At 65.7% G+C, this 18,694-nt stretch carries 16 protein-coding genes; 4 read left to right on the forward strand and 12 right to left on the reverse strand.

Translation table 11 applies throughout. From position 1 onward, the window contains the following. Nucleotides 1-106: 106 nt before the first annotated feature. The 5 genes from ruvA to ACVOKO_RS15950 form a co-directional block, all read right to left on the reverse strand. Complete coding sequence (gene ruvA / locus ACVOKO_RS15930) at nt 107-694, reverse strand: Holliday junction branch migration protein RuvA (protein WP_346499851.1); 588 nt, start codon at nt 692-694, stop codon at nt 107-109. A gap of 10 nt (nt 695-704) precedes the next feature. Further along, entirely contained in the window at nt 705-1,226 is a 522-nt protein-coding gene (gene ruvC / locus ACVOKO_RS15935) for a crossover junction endodeoxyribonuclease RuvC (RefSeq protein ID WP_057628792.1), read from the reverse strand. Between the two features lie 73 nt (nt 1,227-1,299). Next, nucleotides 1,300-2,031: a YebC/PmpR family DNA-binding transcriptional regulator gene (locus ACVOKO_RS15940; RefSeq protein WP_346499852.1), complete on the reverse strand. Its 732-nt coding sequence runs from the start codon at nt 2,029-2,031 to the stop codon at nt 1,300-1,302. A gap of 64 nt (nt 2,032-2,095) precedes the next feature. Continuing rightward, nucleotides 2,096-2,746: an esterase/lipase family protein gene (locus ACVOKO_RS15945; RefSeq protein ID WP_346499853.1), complete on the reverse strand. Its 651-nt coding sequence runs from the start codon at nt 2,744-2,746 to the stop codon at nt 2,096-2,098. A gap of 54 nt (nt 2,747-2,800) precedes the next feature. Then, nucleotides 2,801-5,848, reverse strand: a complete 3,048-nt coding sequence (locus tag ACVOKO_RS15950; protein WP_346499854.1) for a TonB-dependent receptor domain-containing protein — start codon at nt 5,846-5,848, stop codon at nt 2,801-2,803. Between the two features lie 201 nt (nt 5,849-6,049). Here ACVOKO_RS15950 and ACVOKO_RS15955 point away from each other — a divergent pair, with 201 nt between their 5' ends. Both ACVOKO_RS15955 and ACVOKO_RS15960 read left to right on the forward strand, forming a co-directional pair. Beyond that, nucleotides 6,050-6,532 carry an RNA polymerase sigma factor gene (locus tag ACVOKO_RS15955; protein ID WP_346499855.1) on the forward strand — a complete coding sequence of 161 codons (483 nt, stop codon included), beginning with the start codon at nt 6,050-6,052 and terminating at the stop codon, nt 6,530-6,532. Beyond that, complete coding sequence (locus ACVOKO_RS15960) at nt 6,529-7,539, forward strand: FecR family protein (RefSeq protein WP_346499856.1); 1,011 nt, start codon at nt 6,529-6,531, stop codon at nt 7,537-7,539. Before ACVOKO_RS15955 ends, ACVOKO_RS15960 begins: the two co-directional genes overlap by 4 nt. Nucleotides 7,540-7,580: 41 nt before the next feature. On the opposite strand, the gene ACVOKO_RS15965 is transcribed toward ACVOKO_RS15960, so the two are convergent. From ACVOKO_RS15965 to aspS, 3 genes are all read right to left on the reverse strand, one after another. Continuing rightward, on the reverse strand, nt 7,581-7,844 hold the full coding sequence (locus ACVOKO_RS15965) for a transposase (protein ID WP_346499857.1): 264 nt from the start codon (nt 7,842-7,844) through the stop codon (nt 7,581-7,583). A 420-nt stretch (nt 7,845-8,264) separates the two neighbouring features. Next, complete coding sequence (locus ACVOKO_RS15970; RefSeq protein ID WP_346499858.1) at nt 8,265-8,774, reverse strand: GNAT family N-acetyltransferase; 510 nt, start codon at nt 8,772-8,774, stop codon at nt 8,265-8,267. Between the two features lie 130 nt (nt 8,775-8,904). Next, nucleotides 8,905-10,656, reverse strand: coding sequence for an aspartate--tRNA ligase (gene aspS, locus ACVOKO_RS15975; protein WP_346499859.1), 1,752 nt, complete (start codon nt 10,654-10,656; stop codon nt 8,905-8,907). A 155-nt stretch (nt 10,657-10,811) separates the two neighbouring features. Between aspS and ACVOKO_RS15980 the strand changes: the two genes are divergently transcribed. Continuing rightward, on the forward strand, nt 10,812-11,804 hold the full coding sequence (locus tag ACVOKO_RS15980; RefSeq protein ID WP_346499860.1) for a DUF3011 domain-containing protein: 993 nt from the start codon (nt 10,812-10,814) through the stop codon (nt 11,802-11,804). 51 nt (nt 11,805-11,855) lie between these two features. Here ACVOKO_RS15980 and ACVOKO_RS15985 read toward each other — a convergent pair whose 3' ends face one another. The 4 genes from ACVOKO_RS15985 to blaCESS form a co-directional block, all read right to left on the reverse strand. Continuing rightward, the gene (locus ACVOKO_RS15985; RefSeq protein WP_430980797.1) at nt 11,856-12,503 is read right to left on the reverse strand and encodes a hypothetical protein; all 648 of its coding nucleotides are present in this window, start codon (nt 12,501-12,503) and stop codon (nt 11,856-11,858) included. A gap of 26 nt (nt 12,504-12,529) precedes the next feature. Continuing rightward, complete coding sequence (locus tag ACVOKO_RS15990) at nt 12,530-15,196, reverse strand: serine/threonine-protein kinase (protein WP_346499861.1); 2,667 nt, start codon at nt 15,194-15,196, stop codon at nt 12,530-12,532. Nucleotides 15,197-15,261: 65 nt separating this feature from the next. Next, entirely contained in the window at nt 15,262-16,506 is a 1,245-nt protein-coding gene (locus ACVOKO_RS15995) for a cation:proton antiporter (RefSeq protein ID WP_346499862.1), read from the reverse strand. Nucleotides 16,507-16,579: 73 nt separating this feature from the next. Beyond that, entirely contained in the window at nt 16,580-17,473 is an 894-nt protein-coding gene (gene blaCESS, locus ACVOKO_RS16000) for a CESS family extended-spectrum class A beta-lactamase (protein ID WP_346499863.1), read from the reverse strand. A 165-nt stretch (nt 17,474-17,638) separates the two neighbouring features. Between blaCESS and ACVOKO_RS16005 the strand changes: the two genes are divergently transcribed. Beyond that, complete coding sequence (locus ACVOKO_RS16005; protein WP_346499864.1) at nt 17,639-18,514, forward strand: LysR family transcriptional regulator; 876 nt, start codon at nt 17,639-17,641, stop codon at nt 18,512-18,514. Nucleotides 18,515-18,694 lie beyond the last annotated feature (180 nt).

Here is an 18,694-nt window from a genome sequence, read left to right on the forward strand (position 1 = left end):
GCACCGCCGCCGCCATGACCGTGGCCATGACCTTGGGTGGAAGATTCAGACGTGGAAGAAGCGTGGGACATGGCGATCTCAGGTTGGCGTCATGCTGCCGAAGGGGTTAACGCAGCGCCGCTTGCAGCGCTTTACGGATGACCGTGGCGACATCATCGCCCTCGGCACCGGCATCGCGCGCCATCTTGGCGGCCTCTGCCGGTTTATAGCCCAGTTGCTGCAACGCCACTGTCGCCTCGGACACTGCATCGTTGCCCAACGCACCGGCAATCGGTGCGCCGCCGCCGGTGAAATTGGCCGCGCGGTCACGCAGTTCCACCACCATACGCTCAGCGGTCTTCTTGCCTATACCGGGGATACGGGTCAGCGCGGTGACATCGCCGGTCTGGATCAGCCGTGCGAACTCATCCACGCTGGCCCCGGACAGCACCGCCAGTGCAATCTTGGCGCCGATGCCGGACACCTTCTGCACATCGCGGAACAACCGCCGCTCGCCCTCGCGCAGGAAGCCGTACAGCGAAACGCTGTCTTCCTTCTGCGCGTAATGGGTGAACAGGATGATCTCGCGACCGACATCGGGCAGGTCGTAGAACGTGCTCATCGGCGCTTCCAGCTCATAGCCCACGCCATTGACGTCGATCACCAGCCACGGGGGTGCCTTGTGGGCGAGGATGCCGCGCAGACGACCAATCATTCGAAGAACCTCATTTCCGACTCCAAGCCTGCCGCACGTCCACCCCCAGCCGATTGGCGGTGGCGCGGACATGCGCGTGGGTAATGGCCACCGCCAGTGCATCGGCGGCGTCAGCCTGTAATTTGCCCTGCAGGTTCAGCATCAAACCCACCATATGCTGCACCTGTTGCTTTTCCGCGCCGCCGCGACCAACCACGGCCAGCTTGATCTCGGTGGCGGCGTATTCGCTGACCGGCAGGTCGCGCATCACCACCGCGCACACCGCCGCACCGCGCGCCTGCCCCAGCTTCAGGGCCGAATCGGCATTCTTGGCCATGAACACCCGTTCGATCGCCACTTCCTGCGGCTGGAATTCCTCGATCAAGGCGTGCAGGCCATGCGCCAGCAAGCGCAGCCGCTGCGGGAAATCCGCCGCACCCAGCAGCACCAGCGGCGCGTGATGGACGTGTCGGGCACGGCCATTGGCGTCGATGTCGATGATGCCGACGCCGGTACGCTGCGAACCGGGATCAATGCCAAGGATGCGGGTCATAGTGCCTCTACCAGTAAAAAACGGCGCCCAGCATGGCCGGACGCCGTCTCACCCGGTGGGACCGGGCGGGTCGTCAGACCCGCTCCAGGCTCGCCTGGTCAACGTTGGAATACACGTCCTGCACGTCGTCCAGGTCTTCAAGCATGTCCAGCAGCTTTTTCACCTGCACGGCGGTGTCGGCATCGACGGCAACGTCATTGTCGGCACGGAAGGTGATTTCGCTGTGATCCGGCTCCAGCTTGGCCGCCGCCATCGCAGTTTTCACCGACAGGAATGCTTCCGGGGCGGTAATCACGTCGATCGAACCATCCTCCGGATAGACCGCGATGTCGTCGGCACCGGCCTCGATCGCAGCTTCGGTGATGGTTTCCTCATCCGCGCCGGGGGCGAAGCTCAGCACGCCGAGCCGCTTGAACATGAACGACACCGAGCCTTCGGTGCCCATGTTGCCGCCGCACTTGCTGAAGGCATGGCGCACGTCGGCCACGGTACGCACGCGGTTGTCGGTCAGGCAGTCGACGATCACGGCAATGCCGCCCGGGGCATAGCCCTCGTAGCGCACTTCCTCGTATTCCACACCTTCCAGCTCACCGGTGGCCTTCTTGATCGCGCGCTCGATGACATCCTTGGTCATGTTCGCGCTCAGGGCCTTGTCCACCGCGGTGCGCAGACGTGGGTTGTTGTTTGGGTCGCCTCCGCCACCGCGGGCAGCAACGCTGATCTCCCGGATGATTTTGGTGAAAATCTTGCCGCGCTTCGCGTCATTCGCGTTTTTGCGGCCTTCGATGGAAGGACCTCGACCCATGGGAATACCGTACATCTGTCAGGAACAGGACGGTAATTCTACCTGATCCCCCGCCACGGCCCCGTCATTGTCCGCTTACGGCGGCAACCGCTGGGAAGCGCCCCTGGCGCAGGAAGCCGGCGGTCAGCGTGGCCACCTCCGGCGACAGCACCAGCCCGCTGTGGCTGACCGGCACCACGCAATGGTCGGCCAGGCCCGGCAGGCGGGTTTCGGCCAGGCCTACGGTGCCATCGGACTCGCCCTCCAGCGCGCCCATCATCGCCCCCAACCCATGCGCCACCGAGCCGGCGATCAGCCCGACCTCGGCTTGCCCCTGCCAATCCGGTAGGCCGTGCAGCAGCAGGTCACCGCTACGCCCGAGCGCGGCCGACCAGCCATGCTCGGCCATGGAACGGGCAGTGCCGCTGCCGCATAGCGGCGAACCCAGGCAGACCACCCGCGGCACCTGCAGTGCCGGCGAACGACGCAGCGCTTCCAGTGCCACCAAGCCGCCCAGGCTGTGCCCGACCAGCGACACCGGCCCAAGCCGCTGCAGCCGCTGCACCAGTTGCGGCACCGCCTGCTCAGGGCCGCCGAACACACTGGCGTAGCCGAAGGTATCCACCACGAAGCCCTGGCTGCGCAGGCGCCATGCCAGCGGCAACAACCAGGAGCGGGTGTTCCAGATACCGTGCAGTATCAGCACTCGGGGACGCGGGGAATTCTGCAGGGACATGCGCGCAGTTTCCGTCATCGGCCTTGCTCACCACAACGGGCTGGCGCACCGCCTTCAGTCGAAGTTGTAATCCAACTGCACGGCCAGCTGCCTTCCCACCGCGCTGTAGACATCGTCGTAGTAGTAGGGGAACTTGGCATTGCTGCTGTCGCGTGGCGGCGGCGTATCGAAGACATTGTTGACGAACAGTGTCACAGCGGCCTGCTCGGTGAGGCGTTTGCCGATGTTGGCATTCCACAGGAACAGCGGCGGCAGGCGTCCATTGCCGTCGACCCGGGGCAGGCTGCCGTAGCGGATGCCAAACAGGTTGGCGGACCAGCCCGTCGTCCCCTGCCAGCCGAGGCTGGCGCTGAAATTGCTGCGAAAGGCGCGGTTCTCGCCGGATTGCCAAGGCACCTGCCGCCACTGCTCGTGCAGGGTGCCCGGTGCACGTACACGCCGGCTGGCATGCAACATGCGCGACCACGCCGAATGGAGGGCGAACTGACCGGCGGCAGTATCCATACGCGCATCCACTACCGCATCGAGGCCGCGCACACGCTCATTGGATTGGTTGGCCGCCATCGATTCGACCATGACAATGCGGCCCACACCGCCGCCACTACGCACCACTCTGGCGCGCGCCTTGCGGCACTCCCACGAGCGCAGATCCGCGCTCGAAGGACTACCGTCCAGTTTCATTCCGGTGCTGCATTCGGCCTCGTCGCGCAGCAGTACCAGCGGCGCTATGCGGCCAATCCCCTGCTCGCTGCGCACGTCCCAGTAGTCCAGGCTCATCGACATCGCCTCGGCGGCGTCCCAGACCACGCCCAGCGTACTGGACACCCCGGACTCGGCACCCAGTCCGGGGTTTCGCGATGTCCGGGTCAGGAACGCCGAGGTAAACGCTGCGCAATCAGGGTTTGCACCGGCCTGCATGCAGCGCAGTACATCCACTGCGCTTCCAAAACTGCCGCCGCCGTCGGTATACGTCCAATGCATATCCGGGACCTTGAAGCTGGTGGCGTGGCTGGCGCGCAATAGTAGGCCTGCCAACGGACGCCACTCCAGGCCCGCGCTCCAGGTCGGCGTGATGCCCAGCGATGCGCTGTCATCGTATTTGTCCCAGCGCCCGGCGAGGTTGAGCTTGAGCGTGCTGGCCAAGGGGATGCGTGCCTCGCCACCGAGTGCATAGCGGCTGCGGCCGCCGGCGCCGACGCTACCTGCCAGGTCGTACAGTTCAAGCTGCAAGGGCAGCACCGAGGGCCGGTTCTGCAGCGCATAACTCTGGTGACTGGCCTCCAGCACCAGCGCCATCCCCAGTTTCCCGGTCTTCAACTCGGCGATGTCACCGGACAGCACGTAGCTGGCGCTGTCCACCTGGCTGCGCGCGCGGTATTGCACGGTCGCCGACATCGCGCGGTATTCCCCGGTGGTAAGCGGGCGATACCAGTGGTCGAGATTGAGCGGCTGGATGATGACGCCATCATCAGTGAAGCCCTGCGCCTGGCCGAAGAAAAAAGCGTTGACCTGCGCGCCGAGCAGCCGCCTGAAATCGCGTTGCAGGCGGTAGTCGGAGTGACCGAGCGTAAGGTTCCACTCCATGTCTTTCCACGCATCCCCGCGCAGCCCCAGCGCCAGATCTGCCATCTGCTCGGCATAACGATCATTCATCGGCGCCAGGCCGCCCATCTCCTGCGGGGTCAACACCCGCAGCGGTGAAACCAGACCCAGCTGCGGGTCCTGCACCAGGTTCACCCTGCCAGTGCGGCTGCTGTGCGGGCCGGTGATGGTTTCAGGTACGGCCGCGATCTCGCTGCGTGCATGCCGTAGCTGCACCGTCGTCCACAGCTGGATGTCGGCAGGCAGGTCACGCTCGGCATGCAGGCGCCCGGATATTTCCCGACGCGCATCTGCAAGTGATGCATAACCGGCATTTCGCCATGTGCCACAGCCCCAGCCATGTGCCTGGCCCGGTGCTGCCGCGTAGTTCCAGTCAACAAAGGCCGTGTCCCAGCGCTCACAGACACCGGCCGGCAAGGCCTGCAGCACCCCGCCTTCTCCTTCCACTCCCAGCCCAAGTGCGGGCTGCGGCCCTGCCGCGGATTGCGGCGCAACCTGGATTCCGCGTTGGTAGCCACGCAGCAGTTCGTCCTGCGCGAACTGCAGCACGTAGTCCGCGCGCCAGTCCTGGCCGCTGAAGCCCGCCGACCAGTGCATATCCACCCGATCAGCACCGCCCTGGGTACTGGTCCCTGTGCGCAGCTTCAACTGATGGCCGTCGCGCGGCTGCTTAAGCACGATGTTGATCACCCCGGCGATCGCATCGGCGCCGTAAACCGCCGATGCCCCACCGGTCATCACCTCGACCCTGTCCACGCCGGCCAGCGGAATGCTGCCCAGACTCTGGAAGTTGCTGCGCCCATTGGAGGGAAAGGGATAGTCCGGCACACGCCGGCCGTCGACCAGGATCAACGCACGCCCGGCGCCCAGGCCCCGCAGATTCACCGGCTGGGCATTGGCGGAGAAACGACCGCCGCCGCTCTGCGACTCGGCGCCGTAGACACTCATGCCATTGATGGCCAATACCTCGGCCAGTGAAAACCGACCCTCGCGCTCCATCTGCTCGGCACTGATCACCGTCAGCGGTGCCGCACCTTCAAACTCACTGCGGCGAATACGCGAGCCGGTGACCTGCAGTGCGCCCAACGAGGTTGCCACCTGCGGCAGCAGCCGTGGCTGGGCCGGTTTGGCCGCCGCTGCCGGCAGTGGCTTGGGCGCCGCGACAATGGTAACAACCCCGCTATCGGTCAGCCGGTAACTCAGCCCGCTGCCGGCCAACAGCTGCTGCAGGGCTTCGGCGGCGCTGTAACGCCCGCTCAACGCCGGCGCGGTTTTGCCACGCAGCATCTGCGGGGCCATCAGGATCTGCAGATCGGCCGCCGCTGCCAGCTCCGCCAATGCCTGTTCCAGCGGCTGTTGCGGCATTTTGTAAGCCTGCATCGCTGCCGGTGTCTGTGCCCTGGCCGCGGTGCCGAACAGCAACAGACACAGCAGTGCGGGGGCCAGCCAGTGCCGGCGCTTGCCACCCAGCCTCTCGGGGTCATCTGTAGCGGCAATCATCCCCTCTCCCAGTAGCAATCCGGCTGGCATGGCGATCCCAACCCGGTGTACAGACGCAGCAAGCGCAAAACACCTCATCTGGCAGAATCGCTGGCACTAGCCCAAGCTGCGCGTGCCGATTCAGACTGTCAACGCCCGCCAATGACTGCCGCCCTGCCGCCCGCCCAGCCGCCTCCCGACACCGTCCGGGACACGGGCAGCATGGCCCAACAGTACCGCCCACGCCTGATGCGTTACTTCAGGAACCACCTGGGTTCGGTTGAAGATGCGGAGGATCTCACCCAGGAAACCCTGGTGCGGATGATGCGCGATCCACAGGCCGACAGGGTCAACAATGTCGAAGCCTATCTGATGACCATCGCGGGCAACCTGTTGCGCGACCGCTACCGCCGCGACCGTACCCGGCATACCGGCCAACACGTATCCCTGGACGAAACGACCGAGGACTGGCCTGCCGAAACTGTCTGCGGCGAGCGCGTCTACCAGGACCGCGAACGCCTGCAGAACTTCCTCAAGGTGCTGGATGACCTGCCGCCGCGCTCCCAGCAGGTATTCCTGCTGCACCGCTATGAAGGCCTCACCTATCGCGCGATTGCCAGCCAGCTGGGTATCAGCGTCAGTGCCGTCGAAAAACAAATGATGCGTGCCCTGCTCCACTTCGGCACGCGGCTGGAGCAACCATGAAACAGACCCCGCTGAATGTCGTGGAAGACGCCGACCCGATCCGGACCCAGGCCGCCGTCTGGTTCGCGCGCCTGCACGATGATGAAGTGAGCGAGGCCGAGCAGGCCGAGCATCAGGCCTGGCTGGACGCCGACCCCGCACATCGGCAGGCGCATGAACGTATCGAGCGCACCTGGATGATGCTGAGCGACTTTTCGGCCACGCCGGAAATCAGCCAACGGCTTGCGGCAATACCTGCAGCCACGCCGCAAGCACTGCCGCAACCGCGTCGCAGGCCCGGCCGCATGCGCTGGCTGGCCGCCTGCGCGGCTGCCGTGACCGCCGTGGTCATCGGCTGGCGGCTGCTCGCTCCGGCACCGGCAACCGAGCTGCGCTATGCCAGCGCGGTCGGCGAACACCGCAGCATCACGCTGGAAGACGGCACCCGGATCGAACTGGACACCGGCACCCAGCTGCGCGTGCGCTACAGCGCGCAGCAGCGCCGCATCCACCTGGATCAGGGCCGGGCCTTCTTCAAGGTGGCACGCGATACCGCGCGCCCACTGACGGTGGATACCGCGCAGGGCAGCGTTCGCGCCGTCGGCACCGAGTTCGAGGTCTATCGCCGCGCCGATGCGCTGGATGTCACCTTGTTCGAAGGCAAGGTACAGCTGCGCGCGGCTGCCGCCGATGACAGTACGGCAGCACTTGCGACCCTCATTCCCGGCCAACGCGCGCACCTGGCGGCGGGGCAACGCCCGCAGGTGCAGACCTTCCAGGGCGGCAGCGCACCGGCATGGCTGCAGGGGCAGCTGGTGTTCAACGACCTGCCGTTGCGTTTGGCGGTGGAGGAATTCAACCGCTATGGCGGCACGCCGCTGCGGGTCGACGATGCGGCCTTGGGCGAACTGCGCATCTCCGGGGTTTTCCGCAGCAATGACAGTGCCGGCTTTGTTGAAGCGCTCGCGGCCCTGCACGGCATTTCACCGCGCAAAAATGCCGCCGGCGAAACCGAACTGCGGCGCTGACGCGGCACGCCGCCAACGCGGCCGAGCGCCATGCATACGGCTTACAACGCCTGCCGCAGTGCCTGCCTGATCCGCTCACGTTCCTGCTGTTGCAGCGCCAATACTGCCCGCAGCCGCTGATTCTCCTGCTGCAACTGGCGCAGCTGGCGCGCCTGCGGCGCGCGCATGGCGCCGCAGGTACGCCGCAGCAAGGCCAGCGCCGCGTCATTGAAACCGTGCTTGCGGCACAGCGCGCGCAAGCTCGCTGCGTCATCCACCTCACGCAGGAATTCGATTACCTGCTCTTGGTCAAAACGTTTGCTCATGCCTGCTTCCGCCCTGCCGGCAGCTGCATTCAACACGCGCGCTGCCGTCCTTCGCATCAACCGGAAATCCGCACCTTGGCTGCGCAAGCAACACACCGCCAGGTCCGCCATGCAGGAGTCCGACGCGCTCGCACTGCGAAAAACCGGCTCCCTTGCTCTATAGACGCGACAGGCACGCAGCAGCCACAGCGATGCAGCGCACACTTTGCAACATGCACACAACAACCTGCATCGCAGCCAGTGCGCGCTACCAGATTTGTGAGTGGAAACCTTCAGACGGATACAAATCCGGCGCGTGCAACGGGCCGAGTTTGTGAAAGCAGCGCGCGTCGCGCGGCTGGCGTTCAATGGAGCGCGGGAGGGGCAGTACGCAGCAGCGTTGTAGCTGGCACGGCACTCACCGGGCCTTGCCCAGTGCAATCAGACAGCAGCCCGACGCAGGATGAATTCCTTGTCGCGGGTATTGCCGACCGGGAATTCATACCCGCCGACCTGCTCGAAACCGTGCCGAGCGTAAAAGCGCTGCGCACCAAAGTTCTCCGACCACACGCCAATCCACAGCGTCCGTCCCGGAGTCTGCAGCCATTGCAGGGCCGCCTCGAACAACTGCCCGCCGCGACCACCGCCCTGGTGATCGCGCAACACATACAGGCGCTTCAACTCGCCATCGGCCGCGGTGGCCTGCGGATGCGGCAGCCCGCAGGGGCCGGCAAAGGCAAAACCCACCGCCTCGCCCTGCACCTCCAACAGCCACGCCGCGTAGTCCCCGGACTGCAGCTGCTGCCGCTGCAGTTCCAGCGGATAGGCCGTGGCCAGATAGGCGGCCAGATCCTCAGGCGGATACAGGTGGCCGAACGTTTCCACAAAGGTACGTTCGGCCAGGTCGCACAGCAGTGCGGCATCTTCAGCGGTAGCGCGACGGATAGTCATGAAGCCAGGAACCAGAGAAGAGGAAGCAGCAACGAAGCTAGCTTGAGCATCCAAGCAGTGTCCCAAACAAAAAAACCAGGAACCAAAGAAGGCCTCACGCTCTCTCTGGTTCCTGGTTCCCAGCGGCTGGTTACGGGCTCTTGGGCCGTACCTGCACGTGTACTTCAGCCAGCTGTGCATCGGCGATCGGCGACGGGGCGTCGGTCATCAGGCACTGCGCGCCGGTGGTCTTCGGGAACGGGATCACGTCACGGATGGACTCGGTGCCGGCCATCAGCGCGGCAATACGGTCGATACCGAAGGCAATGCCGCCGTGCGGCGGTGCGCCGTAGTTCAGCGCATCCAGCAGGAAGCCGAACTTGGCACGGGCTTCTTCGGCACCGATGCCGAGCAGCTCGAACACTGCGCTCTGCATTTCCGGGCGGTGGATACGGATGGAACCGCCGCCGATCTCGTTGCCGTTGAGCACCATGTCGTAGCCGCGCGATACCGCGGTCTTGGCATGCGTGCGCAGCTCGGCCACATCGTCCACCGCCGGCGCGGTGAAGGGGTGATGCAGGGCGACGTAGCGCTGCTCTTCCTCGTCCCACTCGAACATCGGGAAGTCGGTGACCCACAGCGGCGCCCAGGTATTTGCGACCAGGCCAAAGTCCTTGCCGGCCTTCAGGCGCAGCGCACCCATGAAGTCGGAGACCTTGTTGTAGCCGCCGGCACCGAAGAACACGATGTCGCCATTGCCGGCGCCAACGTGCTTGAGCAGCGCGGCGAAGGCATCTTCGGCGAAGAACTTCTGGATCGGCGAGCTGATCTCGCCGTTCTCGGCGATCTTGATGTAAGCCAGACCCTTTGCACCGTACTTGGCGGCATGGGCAGCGTATTCGTCGATCTGCTTGCGGCTGAGGGTGGCGCCGCCCGGGATGCGCAGCGCGGCCACGCGGCCGTCGGCGTCATTGGCAGCGGCGGTGAACACCGGGAACTCGCTGGTCTTGACCAGCTCGGCCACGTCCACCAGCTCCAGCGCGTTGCGCAGGTCCGGCTTGTCCGAACCAAAGCGACGCATCGCCTCGGCCCAGGTCATGCGCGGGAACTGCGCAGCCAGTTCCACGTCCACCACTTCCTTGAAGATGGCGCGGATCATGTTTTCGACGAAGTCCTGGATGTCGCTCTCGCGGACGAAGGCGAACTCCATGTCCAGCTGGGTGAATTCCAGCTGGCGGTCGGCGCGAAGCGCTTCATCGCGGAAGCAGCGTGCCACCTGGTAGTAGCGGTCGAAGCCGGCCACCATCAGGATCTGCTTGAACAGCTGCGGGCTCTGCGGCAGGGCGTAGAACTCACCCGGGTGCATGCGCGCCGGCACCAGGAAGTCGCGCGCGCCTTCCGGGGTGGCCTTGGTCAGGATCGGGGTTTCGATGTCCTGGAAGCCGCGCTCGTCCAGATGGCGGCGCAGGGCCTGCACCAGCTTGATGCGGGTGCGCTGCATGCGCTGCATTTCCGGGCGGCGCAGGTCCAGGTAACGGTACTTCAGGCGGGTTTCTTCGCCTGGGTTCTCGTGCGCATGGAACGGCAGCGGCGCGGCCTTGTTGAGGATGGTGATGCGCGTGGCGATCACTTCCACCTTGCCGCTGCGGATCTTGTCGTTGACCGCATGACGCGCGCGAACCACGCCCTCGACCTGCAGCACGTCCTCGTAACCGAGGCTGGCGGCGACGGCAAACACCTCCGCGTTGTCCGGCTCGACCGTGACCTGGACGATGCCTTCGTGATCACGCAGATCGATGAAACAGACGCCGCCGAGGTTACGGGCAACGTCGGTCCAGCCGGCGAGGGTCACGGTTTGGCCGATCAGGGTCTCGTCGACCAGGCCGCAGAAATGGGTACGCATGGAAAGCTCCGCAGGGGGCCCGGCACGAAACGGTGCCGGGTAGCCCCGTATTTTGGCGCTCAGCGGGGGCTGGAGCAAATCTGCCGCTCAGTCACGCCGCCTTAAGTGGGATTCGCCCTATAGTTCGGCCACCAAACCTGAACAGGGCAGCCGCCATGAACCACTCTCTCCTGCTTGCTGGCCTGGCAGCCCTGCTGGGCCTGGCCATGACCCCTTCCCCGGCGGCCGCCCAGGCCGGTTTCCCGGGCAGCCAGAACGGCACCATCCGTTGTGACAGCAACAGCAACCGCCAGCAGGTCTGCAATACCGGCTGGCGTGGCGCGGTGCTGGTGCGCCAGGTGTCCGATACGCGCTGTACCGAAGGCCGCAACTGGGGCAGCAACAATGGCAGCGTCTGGGTCAGCGGCGGCTGCCGCGCCGAATTTGCCGAAGCCCGCGGCAACTGGGCCGGCGGCAACGGCCAGGGCGGCTGGAATGGCAATGGCAATGGCAATGGCAACCGCACCATCCGCTGCGACAGCAACAACAACCGCCAGCAGGTCTGCAACACCGGCTGGCGCAGCGCGGTACTGGTCCGCCAGATCTCCGATACGCGCTGCACCGAGGGCCGCAACTGGGGCAGCAATAACGGCAGCGTCTGGGTCAGCGGCGGCTGCCGGGCCGAGTTCGCCGAAGGCCGCGGCGGCTGGGGCCCAGGCAATGGCAACGGCCAAGGTGGCTGGAACGGCAATGGCAATGGCAACCGCACCATCCGCTGTGACAGCAACAACAACCGCCACGTGGTCTGCAATACCGGCTGGCGCAGCGCGGTACTGGTCCGGCAGATTTCCGATACGCGCTGCACCGAGGGCCGCAACTGGGGCAGCAGCAACGGTACGGTCTGGGTCAACGGCGGTTGCCGTGGCGAATTCGGCGAAGGCCGCGGTGGCGGCAGCGGCTGGAACAACGGCGCCGGCAACGGCTACCTGGTCGAGTGCGCCAGCAGCAGCAACCGTCCCAATACCTGCGCCTGGGACCGCCGCCAGGGCCGCCCGGTCATCGTCCAGCAGCTGTCCGATACGCGCTGCGTGGAAGGCCGCAATTGGGGCTACAACGGCAACAGCATCTGGGTAAACGGCGGCTGCCGCGCGCGCTTCAGCGGCCGCTGAGCTTCCGGCTCAAGTGGAGCGGAGGGCGCCAGCAATGGCGCCCTCCGTGTTTCACGCCTCGCTGCCCCACGGTGCCGGCGGCAGCTGCACCGGCGTACTCAGGTCGAATTCCACCTGGAACAAGCGCCCATCCGGACGCGCCAGTTCGTAGACAAAGCGCTGGCCGGGCACCAGCTCCATCGCCCAGGTATTGCGCAGCGAGGCGGTCATGCCATGCGCGCTGAACATCGCCACCGACGCAGCATCGGCCGGGAATTCCTGGCGCGCGGCGCTGCCGGCCTGCGCGGTGTCACCGCCATACATGGTCACCGCATCCGGACTGCCGTCGGCATGGCGATGATCGTGCTTCAAACGCAGGCCGGTATCGGTACGGCTGATCACCCAGGTCCGCGAATGGTCATCCCCTACATGGAACGGCACCCGCAGTTCCTGTTGCGGGCTGTCGCAGCCACGCACATGCATCACCAGGGTTTTGCCATCGAACGGGTCCGGCGCGCTGGACTGCGGCTGGTTGGCGATGATGCGCCCGGCGAAGGCCTGCCCGCAGTACTGCGCCAACCCGGCAAGAAACTGATCGGCCGGTGCAACCGCCGCAGTGGCCGCATTGCCGGTAGCGCCGGCCATCGCCGAAGCCGGAACAATGGCCGCGCCGGCCAAGGCCAGCGCGCTGAAAAGAACGGAGAAGGAAGATGTTTTCATTCCCCGATCCTCGCCTACCCGTCAGCTCAAGGCAACGCGCCACCCACGTGTACGTCATTCCGCGCCGACTGCAGGGCACTGCGCCATTGCGCGGTCACCGCCGATTGTTCGCCGTACAAGGGCGTGGCCGCCGCCACGGCGCGCTGCCAATGCTGCACTGCCTCGCTGCGCTCGCCGCGCGCTTGCGCCCAGCGCGCCCGCAGCACCTGCTGGCGTACCGCCGCATAAGGGCTGTGCGCAAGCAGCGGCTCCACTGCGTCCAGCGCCTGCCCGGCCGCCGGCAACCGCTGCTTGGCCAGCAGCCATTCGGCCCAACTCTGCTGCAGGCGTATGCCATTGGCACTGCTGGCGGGGATCCGCGGCAACCACACTGCATGCGCACGCTGCACCAAGGCATCGCCTGCGTCCTTGCCCTGTGCGGCCAGCAACAGGCCAAGCTGCAGTTCCAGGTCCAGGCTGTCGGGATGATCTTTGCCTATGGCCGCGTTGCGTATTGCCAGTGCCTGCCGGTAGTCGGTTTCGGCGCTGGCCAGATCGCCCTGCGCCTGCGCCAGCTGCGCGGCGGTTTCGGTGATCAGCGAATAGTTGTAGCTGTCCTTGCCCAGCACTTCCGCCGACAAGCGCAGCGCCGTTTCAACAAAGGGCTGCGCGCGTGCATATTCGCCCTTGCGCATCAACGCCAACGCCAAGCGGTTGTTCTCGCTGACCACATAGATGCTGCGCTGCCCGAAGATCTTCGGTGCGCGGACCAGGTTTGCCTCGAACGCAGCGATGGCCGCATCCAGGTCGCCTCGGTCCATCACCATCAGCGTACGCTCGGTATTGCTGGCCCAGTAGTCGTACGACATCTCACCCAAGGTGCGCAGGAACATCGGCGTGGACTGGTCAAACGCGGCCGCCGATGCGGCCAGATCACCCTTGCGCCGGTACATCATGCCGAGGTTGTCCAGGGTCACGCCGATGTACTTTTCGCGCTTGCCGGCCTGGTGCCGCTGCAACGCCTGCTTGAACGCGGTTTCGGCATCGTCATAGCGCTGTTCGGACAGCAACGACAGCCCCAGCGAATTATAGGACTGGGCGACGCGGAAGCTGTCCGCCGGCTGCTTGCCCAGCAAGCCCAGCAAGCCCAGCAAGCCCAGCGCGCGCCGAGCCATGTTTGCGCCTTCCACGCCGTTGCGGTTGTTGGCATAGCTGCCTGCCAACAGGTTGAACAGGCGTGCGGCTTCGTCCAGATTCTTCTCGCCACCAGCTGCAGCCATGGCTTCTGCCGCCTGCAGCATCATCGGATTGGCACGCCGCAGGTCGCCGGTATTGCGGTAGGCCAGGCCAATCACGCCCTTCAGGCGCGCCTGTACTTCGGCCGATGCGTCCAACTCCTCATCCATCCGTGCCGCAGCACGGTCCAGCACTTCGCGGGCACTGATGTCCTCGCCGCCGCGCTCGCCTTTTTCGCGTGGATCAGCCGCCTGGAACATTTCCACCAGAAAGCCGCTGACCTGCTCGGCGATCTTCGCCTCGCGCTCAGCGGCGGCACGCTCGGCAGCCAGGCGCCACACAAACCAGGCCGCAAGCAGCAGCACCAACAGCAGCAGCCCTGCACCCTTCCAGTTGCGCCGCAACCAACGCCCTGTACGATACCAGCGACCACCTTGGCGCGCCCGCACCGGCCGATGCTGCAGGTAGCTACGCACATCGGCCGCCAGTGCTTCCACCGACGGATAACGCTGCTCGGTGGGCAAGGCACCGGCGTGCACCACGATGGCATCCAGATCACCGCGCAAGGCCCGCTTCCAACTGCAATCGGCCTGTGCCACCTGGCTGGGCGCGGCCACCGCCACACCCCCATCGTCCGCCCCACGCCGGCCGCCTTTGCAGGCCACCAGTTCGCTCAATACCGCGGCTAGACTGAAAACGTCACTGCTCACACCCGCTGCCTGCCCCGATTGCAGCTCCGGCGCCGCATAGGCCGGGGTGAAGAACTGCGCGGCCGCTTCGCTGTACGTATCGTCCAGCAGCCGCGACACCCCGAAGTCGAGCAATACCGGTTCGCCATCCTCACGCACCAGGATGTTGGACGGCTTCAGGTCGCAATGCAGCACCAACCGCGCATGCGCGGCCTGCACTGCGCTGCATACCTTCAGGAACAGCTGCAGGCGCTGGCGAAGATCCAGCTGTTGGCGCGCGCAGTACACATCCAGCGGCTCGCCACTTATGTATTCCATCACCAGGTAAGGATGCCCGCCCGGCGTGCTGCCTCCGTCGTACAGGCGCGCGATGTTGGGATGCTGCAGGCTGGCAAGGATGCGCCGCTCGGCGGCCAACCGCTCGGCAACACGTGCACCGGGTTTGCCGAGCAGAAACTTGATTGCCACTTCCTGCGCATACAGGCCATCGGCGCGCTCGGCGCGGAACACGATGCCCATGCCGCCACTGGCCAGCCGCTCACACAGGCGCCACGGCCCGATGCAATCACCTTCGCCCAGCTCCGATGGCGCGGCAGCGGCGAACAGCTGCGCCATCGGTTCACGGGCGCGGCCAAGATCGCAGGTCTGCGCCTGCAGCAGCTCCAGGGTTTCGGCAATGACTGCCGGATTGGCGCTCAGGCGCGCAAGCTCGGTCCGCCATTGCGAAGGCGCCAGCTCACACACCGCATCAAACAGCTCGCGTACCTGCTGCCAGTTTTCTCGATCCACCAACATCCCCTTTGCCGCGCACCCACCTCCAGGAGGCGTGCCGGTCGGGGAATGATAAGCGCCGCTCAGCGCTGGCGTACGTAAGAGCCGGACGCAGTGGACGACGCTGGCGCTGGATTCTCGGCGGAGCGCTCATCTCTTACGACCTCCGGATCAACGGGCGGCGTGGCTTCGTTGCTCAGCGGGTCAACATCCATCGGCCGGCGGAACACCAGCGATGGCAGCAGCGTGGTCAAGGCCGCGTACAGCAGCAGTGCACCAAACAGCACCGGCGATATCGCAAAACGCTCGCGCATGATCGCCGCCAGCACCAGGGTGAAAATCAAGGTGGGCGATAACGCCAAGGCCACCCGCAGGCTGGTGCGGAAGCTCTCGCCGAACATCAGGCGGCGCTGCAGCCAGATCACCGCGATGCGCAGCGGCAGCACCACCAGGGTGATCAGCAGGCCCAGCCCCAGCGCTTCAAAGCTCAAGGCTTCGGCCGGCACCTTGGTGCCCGCGTTGAAGAAGTAGAACGGCACGAAGAACGAGGCGAACAGGCGCAGTGCATGCAGGTTTTCATGCGATGCCAGCAAGGGCATACGCTGCTGCAGCAGGCGCGCCACCAGCCCGGCGATGAACGCACCCACCAGGTAATACACACCCAGCCCGTAGGTGATGTAGGCGGCCAGCATGCCCACCATCACCAGCAACGAGAACTCCGAGCCCGGCGCATGCGGCGCCACCCAGCGCCCCAAACCGACGAACAACAGCGGCAAACCCACCATCATCGCGAGCAGGGCAAAGCTCGACAGCGCCATATGCACCGGATCGCCGGCCTGCAGCACCACGAACAAGGCCGCCAGGGCTAGCAGCTCGCCGGCAATTGCCTTGCTGCTGACCCAGAAGCGTTCGGCGTCATCAAGCCCGAGCTGGGACAGGGAATCCATGATGAAACCGGTGGATGGCGTCAGCAGCGCCAAGGCCAGCAAGGCCGCCGCCTGCCACTGCAGGCCGGCGTAGTGCCAGGCCAGCCAGGCCATGCCGGTAAGCGTGGCACTGCGGATCAGCAGATGAGTGACCAGCGGCCACATGCCCTTGCGCAGGTCGGCGATGTCCACTTCCAGGCCGGCAAACAGGAACAGCGAGGAAATGCCCAAGGTGGCGAGCAGGTTGACCACCGGATCATGCGAGCCGTCGCCCAACCACAGCATCGCGCCAATGCCGAACACCAGACAGGTCAGCGGCGCGGGAATGCTGAAGCGCTGCAGCGCGCGTGGAATCACCAGCAACGCGAAGATCAACAGCAGATAGATCACTTCCCTGCTCATGGCGCGGGTGTCCTCTTTGAACGGATGCACGGGGCCGCGCGCACCAGCAACCGCCGCGCCGACGGTGCAACCGTCAGCCCAGCCGCACGCCGGCCAGCTCCCCAACCTGGCGCAGGATGCCATTCCTGCCGTCATCGTCCAGTGCAGAGCCCTGCAGGTAGCAGCTCAGCAGCCACGCCGGGCCACCGGCCAGGGGCCACAGCACGGCGATATCGTTGCTGGTGTCCTGGCCGTTGCTGCCGGTCTTGTCACCCACCCGCCAACCCTGCGGCAGGCCTGCACGCAGGCGCGCGTCGCCGGTCTGGTTGTCGATCAGCCAATCGGCCAGCTGCTGCCGCGAGGCCGGGCTGAGCACGTCGCCAAGCAGGAAGCGCTGCAGGTTGGCCGCCATCGCCGCCGGGCTGGTGGTGTCACGCGGATCGCCGGGCGCAAAGCGGTTGAGCTCGGGCTCGTTGCGCGCACTCACGGTGATGCGATCACCCTGCTCGCGCAGGAAGGCAGTTAGCCCCTGCGGGCCGCCGAGCAGAGGCAACAGCAGGTTGGCGGCGGCGTTGTCGCTGATGATCATGGTCGCCCGGCACAGATCGCGCACGGTCATGTCCTTGCCGACATGCCGCTCGGTGAACGGCGAGTGGCTGATGATGTCGCCTTGCCGCACCGCCACGCGCTGGTCCAGCGACAACCTGCCCGCATCGGCGCGGTGCAGGATGGCTGCGGCCAACGGCAACTTGACCGTGCTGCACATCGGGAAGCGCTCGTCCATGCGATGGCCATAGCGCGCGCCGCTGGCCGGATGCCATAGACACACCCCAAGGCGCCCGCCACTGGCCTTTTCCAGTGCGGCAAAGTCGGCGCTATGGGTCGGCATGGGTGAAGCGGCAACGGCGCTGCGCGCCAGCGCGGTCGGCAGCAGCGAGCTGGCCAGCGCGGCGCCGCCAAACATGAGGAACTGACGACGAGCAAGCATGGGGTTCTCCTAGGCTGATTAAGGCTGATGGTGAAGCCTGCAGGCGCTGACGACCATCACGAAGATTCATCGGGAGCCATTAGATTTATTTGTAGCAAAGTCACCAATTTGGCCACTCCAGCGGAAATAATGCGGCAGACCATCAACTTTCATCATGACTCCGCGATGATCCGCCCCCAGCTACCGCTCAACGCCCTACGCGCCTTCGAGGCTGCCGCCCGCCACCTCAACTTCACCCGCGCGGCGCTGGAGCTGTGCGTCAGCCAGGCGGCCCTGAGCCATCAGATCCGTGGACTGGAGGACAGACTGCAGGTCAGTTTGTTCCACCGGCTGCCACGCGGCGTGGCACTTACCGACGAGGGCGCGGCGTTGTACCCGGTGCTGACCGAAAGTTTCGACCGCATGGCGATCGCGCTGGACCGTTTTACCGGCGGCCGCTTCCGTGAGGTGCTCACCGTGGGTGTTGTCGGCACCTTTGCCACCGGCTGGCTGCTGCCGCGGCTGGCCGCCTTCGAGTCGGCGCATCCGGATATCGAACTGCGCGTGCAGACCCACAACAACCGCATCGATCTGGCCGGCGAAGGCCTGGATCTGGCGATCCGCTTTGGCGACGGTGACTGGCAGGGCCAGGATTGCGTACCGATCGTCGATACCGCGTTTGCACCGCTGTGTGCACCCGCGCTGGCGCGACGATTGCGACAGCCACGTGATCTGGCCAACGTGCCGCTGCTGCGCTCCTATCGCAATGACGAGTGGCCGCGCTGGCTGCAGTTGGCCGGGGGCAGTGGTGTCGAGGCGCGCGGCGCGGTGTTTGATTCATCGCTCACCTTGGCCAGCGCGGCCGCCACTGGTGCAGGCGTGGCGCTGCTGCCACTGCGCATGTTCGAGCAGGAACTGGCCGAAGGCAGGCTGTTGCAGCCATTCGCGCAGACGCTGTCATTGGGCCGATATTGGTTGACCCGCCTGCGCTCGCGGCAGGAGCGCGAGGCCTTGAAGCGGTTCCGCCTGTGGCTGCAGGCGCAGGACGGCCTGGATCTGTAGAGCCGAGCCATGCTCGGCAGGGGGCATCACCGGTAAACCCTCAGCCGAGCATGGCTCGGCTCTACCGTGAGGATTCCGGCAGTGTCAGCTTCGCGGCTGACGCCGCTCCTACAAACAGAGCGGAGCGGCCCTGTAGTGCCGAGCCATGCTCGGCAGAGGCGTCACCGGTAAACCCTCAGC

It is taken from the genome of Stenotrophomonas sp. STEN240, from assembly GCF_056756175.1.